Below are 16,501 nucleotides of genomic sequence, written 5' to 3'. Positions count from 1 at the left end.
ATGCACACCTACCCAAACACCAGCACACGAGAGATAGGTAGATCCCCCCGTACCCCGCCACGTGCATTCGGCAAAAATCCCACACTCCACACAAATCCTTCCCACACGCCAACCAGCGTCTAAGCTTCAGACAAGTCCGATCAATCTGCGTGAATGGATCAATCGACTATGGGTGCTTTGTGGCAAACCAATTCGACCAAGGCTGCGGTGCCAACCGACAGCCCGGATGAACAGCCACCGCCCCAAAAGCCCCGCAAACGACGCTATGCCTGGCGTATGTTGTGGTTGTTGCTGGTAATGGGCCTGATCGCGCTGGGGTTTGCCGCTTCCCGGGAAGTGCGCACATCCAAGTGGCAGGCGCGGGAGTTCAGTCGCCTGGCGGCAACCCTGACCTATAGCGTGCAGCCTGGCCCCAGCGATGCCATCGTCTACCCCGGTGCCGGCCCGTTCGATCAGCGCCTGGGCTACAGCGCCCTGGGTGACTTCTTACCCAGGCTGCTCAAGCGCGATTACCTGATCCAGTCCCAGGCGCGCTTCTCCGACGCGCTGATGAACTACACCCGCCACGGCCTGTTCGTGCCCTATGCCGAGAAAGTCCAGGCGGGCTTGTCGATCACCGATTGCCGTGGCACCGCGCTGTACCAGTTCAGCTACCCGCAGCAGCTCTACCCTTCCTTTGCCGACATCCCGCCACTGGTGGTCAACAGCCTGCTGTTTATCGAAAACCGCGAGTTGCTCAACCCCGCCCAGCCCCAGGCCAACCCCGCCGTGGACTGGCCGCGCTTTGCCAAGGCGGCCTGGTCCCAGGTCGCCAAAGTGTTGCACTTGCCCGGCCAGACGGCGGGCGGCAGTACCCTCGCTACGCAATTGGAAAAGTACCGCCACTCCCCCGACGGGCTGACCCTGTCCGGCGGCGAAAAAATTCGTCAGATGATTTCCGCCAGTGTGCGCACTTATCAGAATGGTCCGCAGACGCTGAAGGCGCGGCAAAACCTCGTGCGCGATTACCTCAACAGCGTGCCGTTGTCGGCAGTGCCGGGGCATGGCGAAGTGCATGGCATGGCCGAGGGCCTGCGGGTGTGGTACGGCGCGGACTTCAACCAGACCAACGCCCTGCTCGCCGGCAGCGACCCGCAAACCCTGGCGCAAAAAGGCCTGGCCCTGCGTGAAGTGCTGTCGCTGATGATTGCCCAGCGCCGCCCGTCCCATTACCTGACCAAGGGCCGCGATGAGCTGGCGCAGCTCACCGACAGCCATATCCGCCTGCTGGCCCAGAACGGCGTGATCGAACCGGCACTGTCCACGGCGGCCCTGGCCAGTCAGGTCAACTACCGGGACTGGCAGCAGCAACCCACCCTCCGGCCAATCGAAACCAACAAAGGCATCAGCGTCGCCCGTAGCCGCCTGGCCGCCCTGCTCAACCGTCCGCTGTACGACCTGGACCGCCTCGACCTGGCCGCCACCAGTACCCTGCAAAGCGATCTGCAAACCCAGGCCACCGAGTACCTCAAGCGCCTGGCAGACCCGAGCGTCGCCGGCCAACTCGGTCTGCTCGGCCCGCGCCTGCTGACCGCGGCCAGCACCGCTCAGGTGCGCTACAGCTTCAACCTCTACGAAATGACACCCGACGGCGCCCGGGTGCGGGTGCAAACCGACAACACCGACCAACCCTTCGATATCAACGAGAGCAGCAAGTTGGAACTGGGCTCCACCGCCAAGCTGCGGGTGCTCACCACCTACCTGCAAATCATCGGCGAACTGCACGAGCGCTATGCCGGGCAGACGCCCGCCGCGCTGAAAAAAGTCGTGTTCGACGAGCAGGACCGCCTGTCCCGCTGGGCCGTGGATTACCTGGTGCAAAACAGCGACCGGAGCCTGGCGAACATGCTCGACGCGGCCCTCGACCGGCAGTACTCCGCCAGCCCCGGCGAACGTTTTTTTACCGGCGGCGGCCTGCATCACTTCAATAACTTTCGCAACGAAGACAATGGCCGCAACCCGACCCTGCGTGATGCCCTGCGCGAATCCATCAACCTGCCGTTTATCCGGCTGATGCGTGACCTGGTGCGCTACAGCACCTACCAGGCACCGGGCAACAGCGCCCAGTTGCTCAAGGACGACAACGACCCGCGCCGCCAGGAATACCTGGCCCAGTTTGCCGACCGCGAGGGCAAGACCTTTTTGCTGCGGTTCTGGAAAAAGTACCGCAACAAGGACACCCAGGCCCGGCTAGCGACTTTTCTCGACAGCATTCACCCCACCGCCATTCGCCTGGCCGCCGTGCACCGGTACCTCTTGCCCCAGGCCAGCCAGCAGAGCTTCAACAGCTTTGTGCGCTCCCATCTGACCGGCACCAAGGCCGCGGAAAAACTCACCGATGCGCGCCTGGAAAAGCTCTATCAAGAGTACGGCCCCGGCGCCTATGACCTGCCGGACCAAGGCTATATCGCCAAGGTCCACCCACTGGACTTGTGGCTGCTCGGCTACCTGCTGAACACCCCCGACGCCACCTTCACCCAGGCCGTCGCCGCCAGCCAGTACGAGCGCCAGGAAGTCTATGGCTGGCTGTTCAAGAGCCGCCACAAAAGCGCCCGGGACAGCCGTATCCGCACCATGCTGGAGATTGAGGCGTTCCTCGATATTCATCAGCGCTGGCAGGCGGTTGGCTATCCCTTCGACCACCTGGTGCCGTCCCTGGCCACCGCCATCGGCAGCTCCGGTGACCGCCCGGCAGCCTTGGCGGAACTGGTGGGGACGATCCTGAACGATGGGGTACGTGAACCGACGCTGCGGATCGACAGCCTGCACTTCGCCCCGGGCACGCCCTATGAAACCCGGCTGGTGAACCACCCCGATAAAGGCAAGCGGGTGATGCCCAGCGAAGTCGCCACAGCTCTACGAAGTGCGCTGTCCCAGGTGGTGGACGCGGGCACCGCAAAAAGGCTGTCGGGCAGCTTCAAGTTGGCCGACGGCACGCCACTGGCCATGGGCGGCAAGACCGGCACCGGGGATAATCGCATCGAAGCCATTGGCGCCGGCGGGCGCGTCCTCAGTTCCAAGGCAATCAACCGCACGGCGACGTTTGTGTTCTATATCGGCGACCGGCATTTCGGTACCTTGACCGCCTTTGTCCCCGGCAACGGTGCGCAGAATTTCACGTTTACCTCGGCGCTGCCGGTACAGGTGCTCAAGGGCATGGCGCCGGTGCTGACGCCCTATTTGCAGCCCGCTGGCCACACCTTGTGCCGCGCGCCCTAGCCGTTGATCTCGACGACTCTCTCGGAGCTGCCTTCCACCAGGAAAAACCGGTAGGTCCGCCCGGCCTGTTTTTCAAAGCTGAATACCCGCCCCGGGAAGATATGGTTCTTGGTCACGGGGGCGCAGTCCGTACGATCCGCTACCGAACAGTCCTTGAACTCATCCACCACCACGACGGTGTTGCCGGCGTTGCGCAGGGTGTAGGTGCGGCCACCGTTTTCGGTGCGGGTATCGAAACGGCTGTGCTCGGGCCGCACAAAGAACACCGTGCCGTACCCCGACATCACCCGCACACCTGCCGTCAATGACGCCTCATACGCCGCGCGGTCCTCGTCGTTGACGCCAAAGTCATCGTCCTTTTCCGGCGCCACGGGCAAGTAGCGCACCCGGAAGTAACGCTCCCGGTCCCGCTCGCCCATAAACAGGAAGCGCGTGCTTTGCATCGCATTGGCCGGCACGATCAAGCGTGCCGGGCTGGCCATCAGGCCATCGCGCACCATGCCGTCGCCTTGGCTTTTGAGCGGTACTTCGTCGTAGCTGCCATCGGGTTTGTAGAGCATTTCGGTGACATTGATCTTGACGAACGCGGTGCTGGTGCCGCCATTGAACACGCGCTTGAGATAAGTGTTTTTGTCGCCATTCAAGTAATCGTAAAAATCCCCGACATTGATGGCCGGCCCGGCATAGGCATTGAAGGACCACAGCCACGCGCCCAGTACTGCATAAACGTATTTCATAACCACCTCTTACGGTCGCAACGCGTCGAATATCAGGTTAACGCTGCCAAAATAGTCGCCCGGCACGTAGCCGTCCTCCGGCTCGACGGCAGCAATGTCCAACAGCACTCGCTTGCCGACCCGCGCTTGATCGGCGGGCACCACCAGGGTGTCCGTCAGGTCCAGCGCCTGGCCGTTGAAGGTCACGTTCAACAGGATCAGGCGCCGGCCGTTGGACAGCACCGGCAGATCGCCCAGGCGCGCGACAATCCCGCCGGCGCTGTTTTTCACGTCGAAGTGTTCGCGCAACGGCTTGAGCGTGCGGGTCACCAGGTTCCACGCCATTTCTTGCTCACGCTCCAAAAACACCGGGTTGATCGGCAGCACATAAAAGTCGGCGGTGGGAATGGTGACGGAGACCTCGAACACCTGCTCTTCACGGATCGCGTGGGCCTGGGTACTGAGCAACGTGACAACCACCAGCAACAGTGCTGCCAACACGACTTTGCAGCCTCTGCATGGGCGGTGCCCGTGCCTATGTGCTCTTTCAATGACCATTAGCCTTTGACCTCATATGGTTTTTTCTCGCTGCCCTCAACCAGAGTGAAGCGATACGTACGCCCTGCCTGCTTGGGGAAGCTGAAGGCACGGCCCGGCAGGATGTGGTTCTTGGTGACGGGCAAACATTCCTGGGCACCGTCGCTGGCGCAGTCCTTGAACTGGTCGACCACCACCACGCTGTTGCCATCGTTATGCATCCCGTACTCAGTGGGCTGATCGTCGATACGGGTGGCAAAGCGCGTGACCTTGGGCCGCACGAAAAACACTGTGCCAAACCCCGCCAGTACCGTGACGCCGGCCGAGAGGTTGGTTTTATAGGCCTCGCGCTCGTCGCTGGAGACGGCAAAATCGTCCTCCGGCTCCGGCATCACCGGCACAAAACGCACGCGGAAATAGCGCTCTTTGTCGCGCTCGCCCAGGTACAGCAAACGTGTGCCTTGCATGCCATCGGCAGGGACGATCAGGCGTGCCGGGGTGGCCATCAAGCCGTCGCGGGCGGTGTTCTCGAGGTTGCTCTTGAGCTCCACTTCCTCGGAGGTGCCGTCGGCGTTGTAGAGGATCTCCATCACCGAGACTTTGATAAATGCCGTGCTGTCACCGCCGTTGAAAACCCGTTTGAGGTAGGTACTTTTATCGCCGTCCAGGTAGTCATAGAACACCCCGACATTGATGTTGGGAGCGGCCGGTGCCGAGATCGGCAACCAGCACAGCGCACACAGCGCCAACAGATGTTTCATCTTCATCAGTCTCATTTAAAGTTCCGAGTCCCAGACCACCGTGACCTGGCCCGAGTAAGTGCTGCCACCGCGCTCGAGCATCTGGTAGGCGTGGTCTTTCTTGACCTCGAAGTGCAACGTGCCGGGCCGCCTGTTGACGTAGAAGCCCGGATTGAACTGCTCGGTACCGGCGCCGCTGAGCAGCAGCGGCTGGCGAATCACGGCGCTGCCGTCGGCCCGGTTCAGGCCATGGGGCAGGCTCACGCTGACGTCCAGCGGCACCTCGTGGCCGTCGGTGGTGTTCTTCAAGGCACAGGTGTCGCCGATAGACCGCTCACAGCTCATCTGCATCTTGAAACGCGACGAGGCAGAAATGCTGAAGGTCTGGTCGCGAAACAGACGCGCAGGTTTGCGGCCCTGATTCAGCCAGGCTTGCCAGCCGCCTTGGGGTACCAGCTCGATACGGTTGCCGTTGGGGGGAACTTCGACTTTGAGGTCATGTTGCACCGCCAGGGTGAAATTCAGAGTCAGCGTAGGGCTGCTGGGCATCATCACGTCGCCCAAATCGAAGTCCTTGCCGGGCCCTACGGTGTATTGATGACTACCGATGTACTCCCCTGAAGACATGCCCAATGGGTTGGGCGTGATGAGTTCATAGGCAAACTCCAGGCTGTTTAAGCGCATGGTGGGAATGTCGAACCTGGCCTGTCTGGCACATAGAGAGCCGACGGGTGTTCGCCAGAAAAACCCATAGGTTATCGTCCCATAAAGGCTCACCCCGGTGCCCAGGCAGGTACGCGGCGGGTACACCCAACTGGAGCCGGTCCACATTCTCTGATGAGCCTGCAAAGGGGTCACGCCCCCTCCGACCAGGCTAATCAGGTTGGGAATGGAATATGTCGAACCGACCCCCATGATCCGTACCTTTAACGTCTCGGTCTCCTGAGTCTGCCGATGCACCACGGTCAGATCCTGCCACTCCGTTGGGACCTTAAACATTGCGCCTTGCCGTTGATCCGTATGAAACGCAGAGATTTGCGTCACGGACTCAGCCGAAATAGCAGCCCTGAGGCTGAATATGTTCAAGGACTTACACTGGGCAGGGAATGACACACAGTAACCAACACTGGGCGTTTTGTTCTCGAACTTGTTCAAGTGCGGCTGTGCAGGGTCCGGCCGAAACTCAGCATGAATGCTCATCTCCACAGCGATTGCAGGCATTGCCAGCGACGCCAGTAACACGCTGGCCGCCACCTGCGAGCCACGCCCTAGCCACTTCGCTACATTCATGCCGCTACCACTGACGGCCTCTATCTGACGGCAGCTCATATTTGTGAATCCCAGACCACTGAGACCTGGCCCGTGTAGGTGCTACCGCCTCGACTGAGCATCTGCTCGGCGTAATCTTTCTTGACCTCGAAGTGCAGGGTGCCGGGCCGCCTGTTGACGTAGAAGCCCGGATTGAACTGCTCGGTGCCGGCGCCGCTGAGCAGCAGCGGCTGGCGATTCACCGCGCTGCCGTCTTCACGGTTCAGGCCATGGGGCAGGCTGACGCTGACGTCCAGCGGCACTTCATGACCGTCCGTGGTGTTTTTCAAGGCGCAGGTGTCCCCTACGACCTGATCGCAGGCCATCTGCATCTTGAAGCGCGACGAGGCGGAAATATTGAACGTCTGGTCACGGAACAACCGTGCCGGCTTGCGCCCCTGGTTCACCCAGCCTTGCCAGCCGCCCTGGGGCACCAGTTCGACACGGTTACCGCCCGGGGGGACGTCCACCTGGAGCTGGTGTTGCACTTCCAGGGCGAAATTGAAGGTCAGTTGGTTGTCCGACGGAATCAGCACATCGCCGAAGTCATAATCTCCCCCAGGCCCCATGGTGTAGGTGAGGCTGCCAGAGTATTCACCGCTGGACATGCCTAGCGGATTGGGGGTTTTAAGCTCATAGGCATACTCGAGTTGGAACAGGCGCAACCTGGGAATATCCAGCGAGGGCTTGCGACCACAGGCGCCTGCTCCTTCAGGGACCAACCAGAAATACGTGGCAGAGGCATTGGTAAACTTAAGGTGACCAGTACTTCGGCACGGGCTCGGAGCGTTTTGCCATTGCGCATGCCATGCACGTCCAGGTTGCGCCCAAGCCGCCACCCCCGGCGGATTGGCCGCAGTCCAGACGCCACCTAGCCCGGCAATACGCATCTTTACGGTCTCGACTTCCCCGGTTCTGTTATGCGTCACCAGCACATCTCGCCACTCGGATGGCACTTTTACGTAATAGCCCTGGCGGTCATTCTCATGGTTGGCCAGGATCGGCCCGTTGGATAACGCCTCAAAGTTCCACTCCCGCAGGCTGAAGATATTCAACGCCTTGCACTGGTTTGGAATGTGAGACTCGCAAATAGAACTGATAGGCGTTGTATTACGAAACTGGTTCACAAACGGATTGCCGGGGTCCGGCGTAAACACGGCCGTGATGTCCTGGGTCAGCGCCACCGCCGTCGAACTGAACAACAACGTAGCGCCTACTCCTCCCAACTGGCAGATCAAAGTTCTGATGCGTTTCATGGTGGTCGGTAATCTCGTCATGCCACTCAACCTGCGGTCTGCTGGGTAAAGGTGGAGTCGGCCAGGGTGTCCGGCGTGCAGCGCAAATCCCCAATCATCAGCACGTCGTTTTCACTGTGCGCATTGGCGGTATCCAGGCGGAACTGGCACAGCAGCTGGTTGTTACGCCGCACCTCGAGGGTCGGCGAGCTGGCGTTCATTTCCAGGGAGAAAAACCCATCGACCTCGCTCACCCCACGGCTGGCGTGGTTGAGAATGTGGTGGCCCTTGAGCGGTTTGCCCTGAGGGTCCACCAGGCGCCCGAGCACGGTGACGGTGCGCATCACGCTGATCTTGCGATAATCCACGCCGCCCTTGTTCAGGTGGTAGGCCGTGCGCGGTGGCTGGATATTGGCCGCAGGTGCGTGGTTGCCGTCGAAGTCGAAGCTGACCGAGCTGCCCTTGTAGGCGGCGATTGGGATGAAGTTGCGCCCAGGTCGCAAGATGGTGCTGCCGCCACTCAAGTCATCGGCCCGCAGGACGATGTCGTCCACATCGCTTTCAACGTCGACAATCATCCCCGAACCGCTGCCGGCATACTGGCTGGTGAGCACCATCCGCTGCCCGCCGACGGCAAAGGTGCTGTCCAGGTTGAGGCCACCGGTCAGGTCGTTATTGAACGATGAGCGCTGCACAAAACCGTCACCATTGACCGCATCGGTCTGGAAGCTGGCCATGCCGGACAGCCCGACGCCGTAGGTGTCAACCAGGGCGGTGGCCGAAACACTTTGCAGAACATGATCCTGCAGGTCGCGGCGATAGCTCAGCGAGCCGTTGTTGTCGCGGCCACCGTCACGGGAGGTGCGTGTACCGATGCTGGCCGACCATTGTTCGCCCGGGCTGCCAAGGGCCAGGCTGACGCTCAGGTCGACCCCGCGATTGCGCTTGTCGCCGGTGCTGGAGCTGGCAGGACGGTCGAACAGCGACAGTCGCCAGTTGGCGTCATTGCCAAACAGGTGAGCCCGTTCGGTCCAGCCCAGGTCCAGCCCCAGACCTTGAACGTTGCCTTCGCTATAAGCCAACCGGGCGTTGATGGAACGCAGGTTACTCAGGCGATGGTTCACTGACAGCGACGACTGGCTGGTCTGGCCGACAAAGATATCGCGCTGGCGAATGCGGGTGCCGTCGGGCAGGGTTTCGTAGGTGTTGCGGTTATCCAGCCAACTGCGGGTGTGGTTGAGCACCACACTGCCCAGCCCGTAGTTGTAGAGGCTGTTGAAGTCGACGCCGGTGCCGTAACTATCGGTCTGGTAGATGTTGGCGTAGAGACTGGCGTTATTGGCCAGGGACCAGTCGACGGACGTGCCGTACTGCATGTTGTCCTTGACCTGGCGCCCGGACAACCCCAGTACCACTCGAGGGTGAGCCAGATAGTTGAGGGAGGCACCGGCGGTCAGGTCGCCACTGGGTTGCTCGTCCCAGTTGCTGAGCAGTTTGCTTTCTTGCCCGGCAAAGACGTTGTAGCGCCAGCGGTTGTCGAGGTTGCGCCAGTTATTGGGCTTGTACACCAACTCCTGGGTGGTGCTGGTGATCTGCCCGTCTTCCACCAGGCGCACTTCCACCTCGTAGATGCCGCCGGGCAAGGGCCGTGTGTCCAGGCTCTGCAAGCCCGTGGTAACGGCCTGGGTGTTGATCAACAGCCCGTTGCGGTAAATCTCGACCGAGGCCTGGCGATTGGCCGTGACGTAAATGGGGTAGATGCTCGGCTTGGGATTGCTGATCATCAGGCTGTCGGAGCTGCCGTACATCACGCCCACGGCGGTGTCGGGGCTCGCGCCGAATGTACGCAGTTGCCGGGTCAGGCCTTCGGCGTTAGGCGTGAAATAGCCCAGGCGCAGGAACTCACCGTGCAGTTCACGCTGGGAGTACAACGAGTACACGGCGTGGTTGAGGGCATCGTCATCCGGGCCGCCCAAGCGCGAGAACTGCATGTTCAGCACCTGGTTCCAATTGCCCAGGCTGCCGCTGGCATCCAGCCCCAGGCGTCCACCCAGGTCCTGGCCCTGGCCGCCACTGATATTCAGCTGGTTACGCACGATCAGGCCCGTGCTGCCGCCCGTGGGCAGGGAGTAGTACTTCGATTCTTGCCCTTCACGCTCGGCATTCTCGGTGAGCAATGTGAGCAGGGACTTTTCCAGGTTGTAGTGCACCGCCAGCAACTGATCCGGGCAGCCACTTTCGCAGGTCCCCAACGGCACACCCTGTTTGAGGTAGTCACCCCAGCGGTCGCGCTCGATATCCTTGATCACACTGCCTTCATGGTCAGTGAAATCCAGCAGGGTCAGGCGGTCGTCGCGGGTGAGGACAATCATCGCCTCAGAGACGAACTCCTCATCCAGTTCGACCCGTACCGCCAACGGCACATCAAAAAAATGCTCCTCGAAGTCAGCCGGTAAACCCTTGGCCTGGGACAGCAAACTTCTTGGGGTTGTGCCAGTTGCCGCGTCAGCTGCAAACGCCCCCGTACAAAACAACAAGGCGAGCGCTGCCGCGATGAAAATCATCGGGAACATGAACGGATACTCTGATTACGCACAGGGAATACTTGAATACCGATCAACCGACAGCGACTGCCTGTCGATCGGTAGGGCTAAGCAATAAGCCGATGCTTACTGATCAACAGGTCGCCTTTACGGCGCAACGCGTGGCTCGTGATCGAACACCACGGTGTAGTTGGTGGTGAACAGGCCTGCGTCGGTGTCGGCTGGCTTGGCGGCCACAACCACCATATCGGCCTGGGTGCCCGGGGTGGAGCTGGCGTCATCCACGACTTCCAGTGGCGAACCGGTCAGGGTCACGCCGTTGAAGGAAGTGGTCAGGGGGATGGAGGACGTGCCGTTGCTCAGGGATGCCGGGCCGCCTTCGATGTAGGCCTTGATCGAACCGTCAGTATTTTTTACCGCGTAGGTGGCACGGATCTGGCTCAATTGGCCAGTGACGGTGTTGTAGGACATGGTTTCATCCTTACCGAAATCCGGATCCACCGGCTGGGCGTGGAACTGTTTGGTAGGAATGGTTGCCTTGATGTTGATGACACTGGTGGCTTCACCGGCAGCAAACACGCTGGAAGAGCCGATAGCCAACAAGACCAGTGGCAGGACGAAAGCAGTTTTTTTCAGCATCGTTAAATACCTGTTGTCACTTTAAGTAAGTTAAAGATTCGACTCGATCGAAACTTCATGACGCGCCACAAGCCCAACTCCAAGTTGAGTCCTAAGACGCAAGTAAATTATCTGCCGATTCCAACTTCAGGTAAGCCAGCCATTTCCGTGTAGCGCGTAGTTATCAAACCCTCTATGCAGGCAGAAAAAATCCTGAAAACTCAATAAGTCACGTATTACCTGTCATCCCGGTAATACATGCAACATTAGTTCGGCTTACCTATATAAGACATCGTTCCGTAAGAAATGGAGTACACGAATAGCTATAGCTAAGCAGAACTTACTTTAGAGCAAAAACTCCACAACTCTATTTAAACCGACCATTTATAAATCAGCCTGTGGTGCCGGTGATAGCACCCGGGGTTGGCGCCCTACCGTTCGTCAGAAGGCATTGCTCGATCCATAAGATATATCTTACGTTATGTCTTAGACACCCACAGAGAGCATGACAATGAGAGACCATCATTCCCACCGTGAACCCGGTGACGGCCGCGACGGCTTCGAGAAACGCCCAGGCCGCGAGCGCGGTGGCCGGGGGCCCCGGGTCTTTGCCCCGGGCGATCTGAAAATCCTTCTGCCGGCGCTGATCGCCGAACAGCCGTGCCATGGCTACGACCTGATCCGCCAGATCGAAGGGTTGTTCGACGGCGCCTATAGCCCCAGCCCCGGGGTGATCTACCCCACCCTGACCTTCCTCGAAGAAAGCGAGTTGATCAGTGGCGACGCCGAGGGCGGGAAAAAACGCTACACAATCACCGACGCCGGACGTCTCTTCTTGAGTGAACAGAAAATTGCCCTGGACGGTGTGCGCATGCGCATCGACGTGAGCAAGCGTTCGCTACGCGGCCACGACCGGCCACCCGAGGTCCACGAGGCGGTGCACAACCTGCGCCATGCCTTGCAACTGCACCACGGGCGCTGGAGCCCGGAAGAAATCACGCGTGTTGCGGGGCTGCTCAACAGCACCGCCCAAGCCATTGTGGATGGCCCGGCCGTCCAACCTGTACAGGGGAAAAGTGAATGAACAAGCCCGTCATCCACCGCGTCACCCACGAGATCAAACGCCGCTGCCTGCAGGTATTGCGGGTGGTCGATATCACCCCGCGCATGCGCCGCATCACCCTGGGTGGCGAGCAACTGGCCGGGTTTATCAGCCTGGGCAGCGATGACCATATCAAGCTGCTGTTTCCGCAGAACGCCGCCGAACTGGCCGCGCTGCAAAGCCCGACCTTCACCATCAAGGGCGAGGGCCCACAACCGGCGATGCGCGACTACACGCCACGGCGTTTCGACCTGGCCATCGGGGAGTTGGATATCGACTTTGTGCTGCACGGCGACGGCCCGGCGTCGACCTGGGCCGAGCAGGCTGCCGTCGGCCAACATCTGTACATCGGTGGGCCACGGGGCTCGATGATCGTGCCGGATATCTTCGACAGCTACCTGCTGATCGGCGACGAAACCGCAATCCCGGCCATTGCCCGGCGCCTGGAAGAACTGCCGGCGGGGCGCAAGGTGCTGGCAGTGATTGAAATTGCCGATGAGCACGAAAAGCAGACGCTCGACAGTGCGGCGGATGTGGAAGTGATCTGGGTGATGCGCGGGGTCGATGACCTGCTGGCCACGGTGGAGCACCTGCAGCCACCGGCCGGGGCGCTGTATGCCTGGGTGGCTACCGAGACCAAGCTGTCACGCCAGGTTCGGCGGGTGCTGCTGGATAAGCACCAGCTCAACGACGAGTTCGTCAAGGCCGTGGGCTACTGGCGTGCCCAGGGCAGCGACGAAGAATAGGGCTCACTCGGTCAAAATGTGGGAGCGGGCTTGCCCGCGATTGCGCTGTATCAGTCGGCACATTTGCTACTGATCCACTGCAATCGCGGGCAAGCCCGCTCCCACATTAGTCCTTCGTTACCTTGGGAATCTTGTCCAACCCCACTATCGCCAACGCCACCGCCACAAACCCCAGCAATATCCCCCCCGCATTCATAAACACCTGTGGATATCCCAAGGTGTCGACATCAATAAACGGGTATTGATACTGCCCCAGCATATGCCCGCGCAGCAGCACGTAAACGAAGTACAGCAACGGGTAGATCGCCCAATAGCCGATGTGCCTGAGGCGCAACGTCCCCTTGGGCACACACCGCCACCAATACCCCAGGAACAGCAGCGGCATCACATCGTGGAGCAATTCGTCGGCGATAAACTGCCAGCCCTCGGGGCTCCACAAATGCCGCAGCAGCAGGCTATACGCCAGGCCCACCACGACGATACTCACCGCTATCCCGCTGCTGACCGCAGGCTGCAGGAAAAAGCGGCGCCCGGCTGAAGGGCGATTCACCAGTGCATAACTGAGCACCACCGCCGCCAGGGTATTGGTCAGCACCGTGAAGAAGCTGAAGAAACTCACCAACCCACCCAACAGGCTGGCATCGGCCATCCAGCGTGAGTAGAGGACCAGGTACTGCTGGATCGCCAGGCCCGCCCAGCCGGCCACCGCCGCTGACGCGATAAAGCGCTTCATGGGATCAGTCCAGCGGGCGTTTGGTGCGCATCAGCTTGACGTACAGGCCTTCGACTTTCTCCCGCGCCCACGGGGTCTTGCGCAAAAAGGTGAGGCTGGACTTGATGCTCGGGTCGTTCTTGAAGCAGCGAATATCAATGCGCTCGGCCAGGCCTTCCCATTCGTAATGCGCCACCAGTGCAGTGAGCACCTGTTCCAGGGTAACGCCGTGCAGGGGGTTGTTATTCGATGCGGTCATGCCGGGCCTTTGCCAAGTAAATAAAGAGGAAGCCGCGCACCTTAGCCGAGAGGCCAGGCAGGCGGAAGCACCGTGTTCACTATAGCCGTTGAAAAAGTTCCGCTTCCCGGACGAAAAAGAGATGTTATATTGTAACCATTCATATCAAACCTTCTCTGCTTTGCCAAGGAACCCCCGATGTCCCTCTCCCCTCTCTGGCGCCTGACGCCGCTGGCCGCCGCCCTGCTGATCGGCACCCAGGCCCACGCCCTGGAACTGCAACCCCAAGTCATCACCGGCAACCCGCTGGGCAGCCAACAACTGGCCTCGCCCACCACGGTGCTGGAAGGCGATGACCTGATCCTGCAACAAAAAGGCAGCCTTGGCGAAACCCTGAACAAGCAGCCGGGGGTGTCGTCGTCGTACTTTGGCCCTGGCGCCAGCCGCCCGATCATCCGTGGCCAGGATGGCGACCGCATCCGCATCCTGCGCAACGGCGTCGGCGCGCTGGATGCCTCGTCGTTGTCTTATGACCATGCGGTGCCGCTGGACCCGGTCAATGTCGAGCGCATTGAGATCGTCCGTGGCCCGGCCGCCCTGCTCTACGGCGGCAGCGCCATCGGCGGCGTGGTCAATACTTTCGACAACCGCATCCCCACCGAAGCCATCGAAGGCATCCATGGCGCGGGCGAGTTGCGCTACGGCGGCGCCGACACCACCCGCAGCAGCGCCGGTAAGCTGGAAGCCGGCAACGGCAGCTTCGCCCTGCACCTGGATGCCAGCGCACGGCAATTCAACGACCTGAAAATCCCCGGTTACGCCCGCAGCCGCCATGCCCCGCAAAGTGAAAACGGCCCCGGCAAAAACGGCCGCCTGGGCAACAGCGATGGGCGTCAGGACAGTGGCGCAGTGGGCGGTTCCTACACTTGGGACGACGGTTACGCCGGGCTGTCCTACAGCAACTCCGACAGCAACTACGGCTCGCCCGCCGAACAGGATGTGCGCATCCGCATGCAGCAAGAGCATTACGCCTTTGCGTCCGAAATCCGCAACCTGCAAGGGCCGTTTACCTCGGTCAAACTCGACGCTGGCTACACCGATTACGAACACCGGGAAATCGAAGGCGGCGAAACCGGTACCACCTTTAAGAACAAGGGCTATGAGGCGCGCATCGAAGCACGGCACCAGCCGATGGGGCCTTTCGACGGCATCGTCGGTGCCCAGGTCAGCCGTAGCGAATTTTCCGCCCTGGGCGAGGAAGCCTTCGTACCGCAGACCGAGACCAATGCCGGCGCGCTGTTTATCCTCGAAGAAATGCAGGCCACCGAGCGCCTGAAACTGAGCCTGGGTGGGCGCCTGGAACACACCACTGTCGACCCGGACGGCAAGGGCAGCGAGCGCTTTGCCAATGCCAACACCTCCAGCAGCTTCACCGCTGGCAGCCTGTCATCGGGCGCGGTGTATACCCTCACGCCCATCTGGTCGCTGGCCGCGACCCTGGGCTACACCGAGCGCGCGCCGACCTTCTACGAGCTGTACGCCAACGGCGCCCACGTCGCCACCGGCACTTATGAAGTGGGCGACGCCAAGTTGTCCAAGGAAAAAGCCGTGGCCAGCGACCTGGCCCTGCGCTTTGACAATGGCACGCACAAGGGCAGTTTTGGCGTGTTCTACAGCCACTTCTCCAACTACATCGGCCTGCTGAACAGCGGTCGCACCTTGAATGGCGAAGGCGAAGAAGACGCCGACGGCATCCCGGAATACACCTACTCCGGCGTACGCGCACGTTTCGTTGGCTTCGAAGCCCAGGATCACTGGAAACTTGGCGAAAGCGCCTACGGCAAATTTGCCCTGGAACTGTCGGGCGACTACACCCGCGCCACCAACCTGGAGACCGGCGAAGCCCTGCCCCGTATTGCGCCGCTGCGCCTGAACAGTGGCCTGCTGTGGGAACTGGATCGCTGGCAGGCGCGCATTGATGTCGAGCATGCTGCTGGCCAGGGTCGGGTGCCGAACAACGAAAGCGGGACCGATGGCTACACCACATTGGGCGCCAGCGCCGGCTATCGCTTCAACCTGGGTGGCAGCCAGTGGCTGGCATTTGTTGACGGCGAGAACCTGACCAACCAGACCGTGCGCTATGCCAGCTCGATCCTGCGCGATATCGCACCGGCACCGGGGCGCAGCGTGCAGGTGGGCCTGCGCACGACCTTCTGACAGACAGGGATGTTCAACCTGTGGGAGCTATGTGTTGTCTAGCCAAACTCGTGCTGCAGACAAGCCCCCTTGTGGGAGCTGGCTTGCCCACGATGGCGGTGGGTCAGCCAGCCTATCCGGTGCTGACCCAACGCTATCGCAGGCAAGCCAGCTCCCACATTAAATTGTGTTGTCTAGCCAAACCCGTACTGCAAACGAGCCCCCTGTGAGAGCGGGCTTGCCCGCGATAGCGGTGGGTCAGCCAGCCTATCCGGTGCTGACCCAACGCTATCGCAGGCAAGCCAGCTCCCACATCAAATTGTGTTGTCTAGCCAACCCCGTACTGCAAACGAGCCCCCCCCCTGTGGGAGCGGGCTTGCCCGCGATGGCGGTGGGTCAGCCAGCCTTTCCGGTACTGACCCAACGCTATCGCAGGCAAGCCAGCTTGTATGGTTAGACTTGTAGGGGTGGTGGGACTAAAAGCCAGCATCTGACTCTAGCCAGTACAGACCGTGGGAGACTTCGCCCCACCCCTTCACCAAAGCGCCGATA

General features: G+C 60.8%; 13 protein-coding genes. 4 read left to right on the top strand and 9 right to left on the bottom strand.

The genetic code is table 11. From position 1 onward, the window contains the following. Window positions 1-168 precede the first annotated feature (168 nt). The gene (locus HBO24_RS27920) at window positions 169-3,258 is read left to right on the top strand and encodes a transglycosylase domain-containing protein (protein WP_170060755.1); all 3,090 of its coding nucleotides are present in this window, start codon (window positions 169-171) and stop codon (window positions 3,256-3,258) included. Here HBO24_RS27920 and HBO24_RS27915 read toward each other — a convergent pair. From HBO24_RS27915 to HBO24_RS27885, 7 genes are all read right to left on the bottom strand, one after another. Then, window positions 3,255-3,995, bottom strand: a complete 741-nt coding sequence (locus HBO24_RS27915) for a hypothetical protein (RefSeq protein WP_057438313.1) — start codon at window positions 3,993-3,995, stop codon at window positions 3,255-3,257. The two genes, HBO24_RS27920 and HBO24_RS27915, sit on opposite strands and share 4 nt — an antisense overlap. A gap of 9 nt (window positions 3,996-4,004) precedes the next feature. Beyond that, a complete protein-coding gene (locus tag HBO24_RS27910) occupies window positions 4,005-4,475 on the bottom strand; it encodes a fimbrial protein (protein ID WP_262153042.1) in 471 nt (156 codons plus the stop codon). A 56-nt stretch (window positions 4,476-4,531) separates the two neighbouring features. Next, entirely contained in the window at window positions 4,532-5,272 is a 741-nt protein-coding gene (locus HBO24_RS27905; protein WP_057438396.1) for a hypothetical protein, read from the bottom strand. A gap of 15 nt (window positions 5,273-5,287) precedes the next feature. Further along, the gene (locus tag HBO24_RS27900; RefSeq protein ID WP_262381568.1) at window positions 5,288-6,250 is read right to left on the bottom strand and encodes a hypothetical protein; all 963 of its coding nucleotides are present in this window, start codon (window positions 6,248-6,250) and stop codon (window positions 5,288-5,290) included. Window positions 6,251-6,576: 326 nt separating this feature from the next. Beyond that, window positions 6,577-7,836: a hypothetical protein gene (locus tag HBO24_RS27895; RefSeq protein WP_225923819.1), complete on the bottom strand. Its 1,260-nt coding sequence runs from the start codon at window positions 7,834-7,836 to the stop codon at window positions 6,577-6,579. 5 nt (window positions 7,837-7,841) lie between these two features. Continuing rightward, window positions 7,842-10,367, bottom strand: a complete 2,526-nt coding sequence (locus HBO24_RS27890) for a CS1-pili formation C-terminal domain-containing protein (protein ID WP_170044098.1) — start codon at window positions 10,365-10,367, stop codon at window positions 7,842-7,844. 117 nt (window positions 10,368-10,484) lie between these two features. After that, window positions 10,485-10,976 carry a CS1 type fimbrial major subunit gene (locus HBO24_RS27885; RefSeq protein ID WP_170044097.1) on the bottom strand — a complete coding sequence of 164 codons (492 nt, stop codon included), beginning with the start codon at window positions 10,974-10,976 and terminating at the stop codon, window positions 10,485-10,487. Between the two features lie 490 nt (window positions 10,977-11,466). Here HBO24_RS27885 and HBO24_RS27880 point away from each other — a divergent pair, with 490 nt between their 5' ends. Together HBO24_RS27880 and HBO24_RS27875 are read left to right on the top strand one after the other, a co-directional pair. Further along, window positions 11,467-12,039 carry a PadR family transcriptional regulator gene (locus HBO24_RS27880; protein ID WP_169959717.1) on the top strand — a complete coding sequence of 191 codons (573 nt, stop codon included), beginning with the start codon at window positions 11,467-11,469 and terminating at the stop codon, window positions 12,037-12,039. Next, window positions 12,036-12,803: a siderophore-interacting protein gene (locus HBO24_RS27875; protein ID WP_169959718.1), complete on the top strand. Its 768-nt coding sequence runs from the start codon at window positions 12,036-12,038 to the stop codon at window positions 12,801-12,803. The genes HBO24_RS27880 and HBO24_RS27875 overlap by 4 nt, the downstream gene beginning before the upstream one ends. A 106-nt stretch (window positions 12,804-12,909) precedes the next feature. Here HBO24_RS27875 and HBO24_RS27870 read toward each other — a convergent pair whose 3' ends face one another. Continuing rightward, window positions 12,910-13,536 (bottom strand): Pr6Pr family membrane protein, encoded by a 627-nt coding sequence (locus HBO24_RS27870; protein WP_170060753.1) that lies wholly within the window; start codon window positions 13,534-13,536, stop codon window positions 12,910-12,912. 4 nt (window positions 13,537-13,540) lie between these two features. Beyond that, window positions 13,541-13,774, bottom strand: coding sequence for a VF530 family protein (locus tag HBO24_RS27865; RefSeq protein WP_057438302.1), 234 nt, complete (start codon window positions 13,772-13,774; stop codon window positions 13,541-13,543). Window positions 13,775-13,951: 177 nt separating this feature from the next. Between HBO24_RS27865 and HBO24_RS27860 the strand changes: the two genes are divergently transcribed. Further along, entirely contained in the window at window positions 13,952-15,970 is a 2,019-nt protein-coding gene (locus tag HBO24_RS27860; RefSeq protein ID WP_170060752.1) for a TonB-dependent receptor, read from the top strand. Window positions 15,971-16,501 lie beyond the last annotated feature (531 nt).

It is taken from the genome of Pseudomonas sp. WS 5410, assembly GCF_012985645.1.
Taxonomy (GTDB): domain Bacteria; phylum Pseudomonadota; class Gammaproteobacteria; order Pseudomonadales; family Pseudomonadaceae; genus Aquipseudomonas; species Aquipseudomonas shahriarae.
Note: the sequence above shows the minus strand (reverse complement) of the source record. Positions and strands in the feature narration are given on the sequence as shown.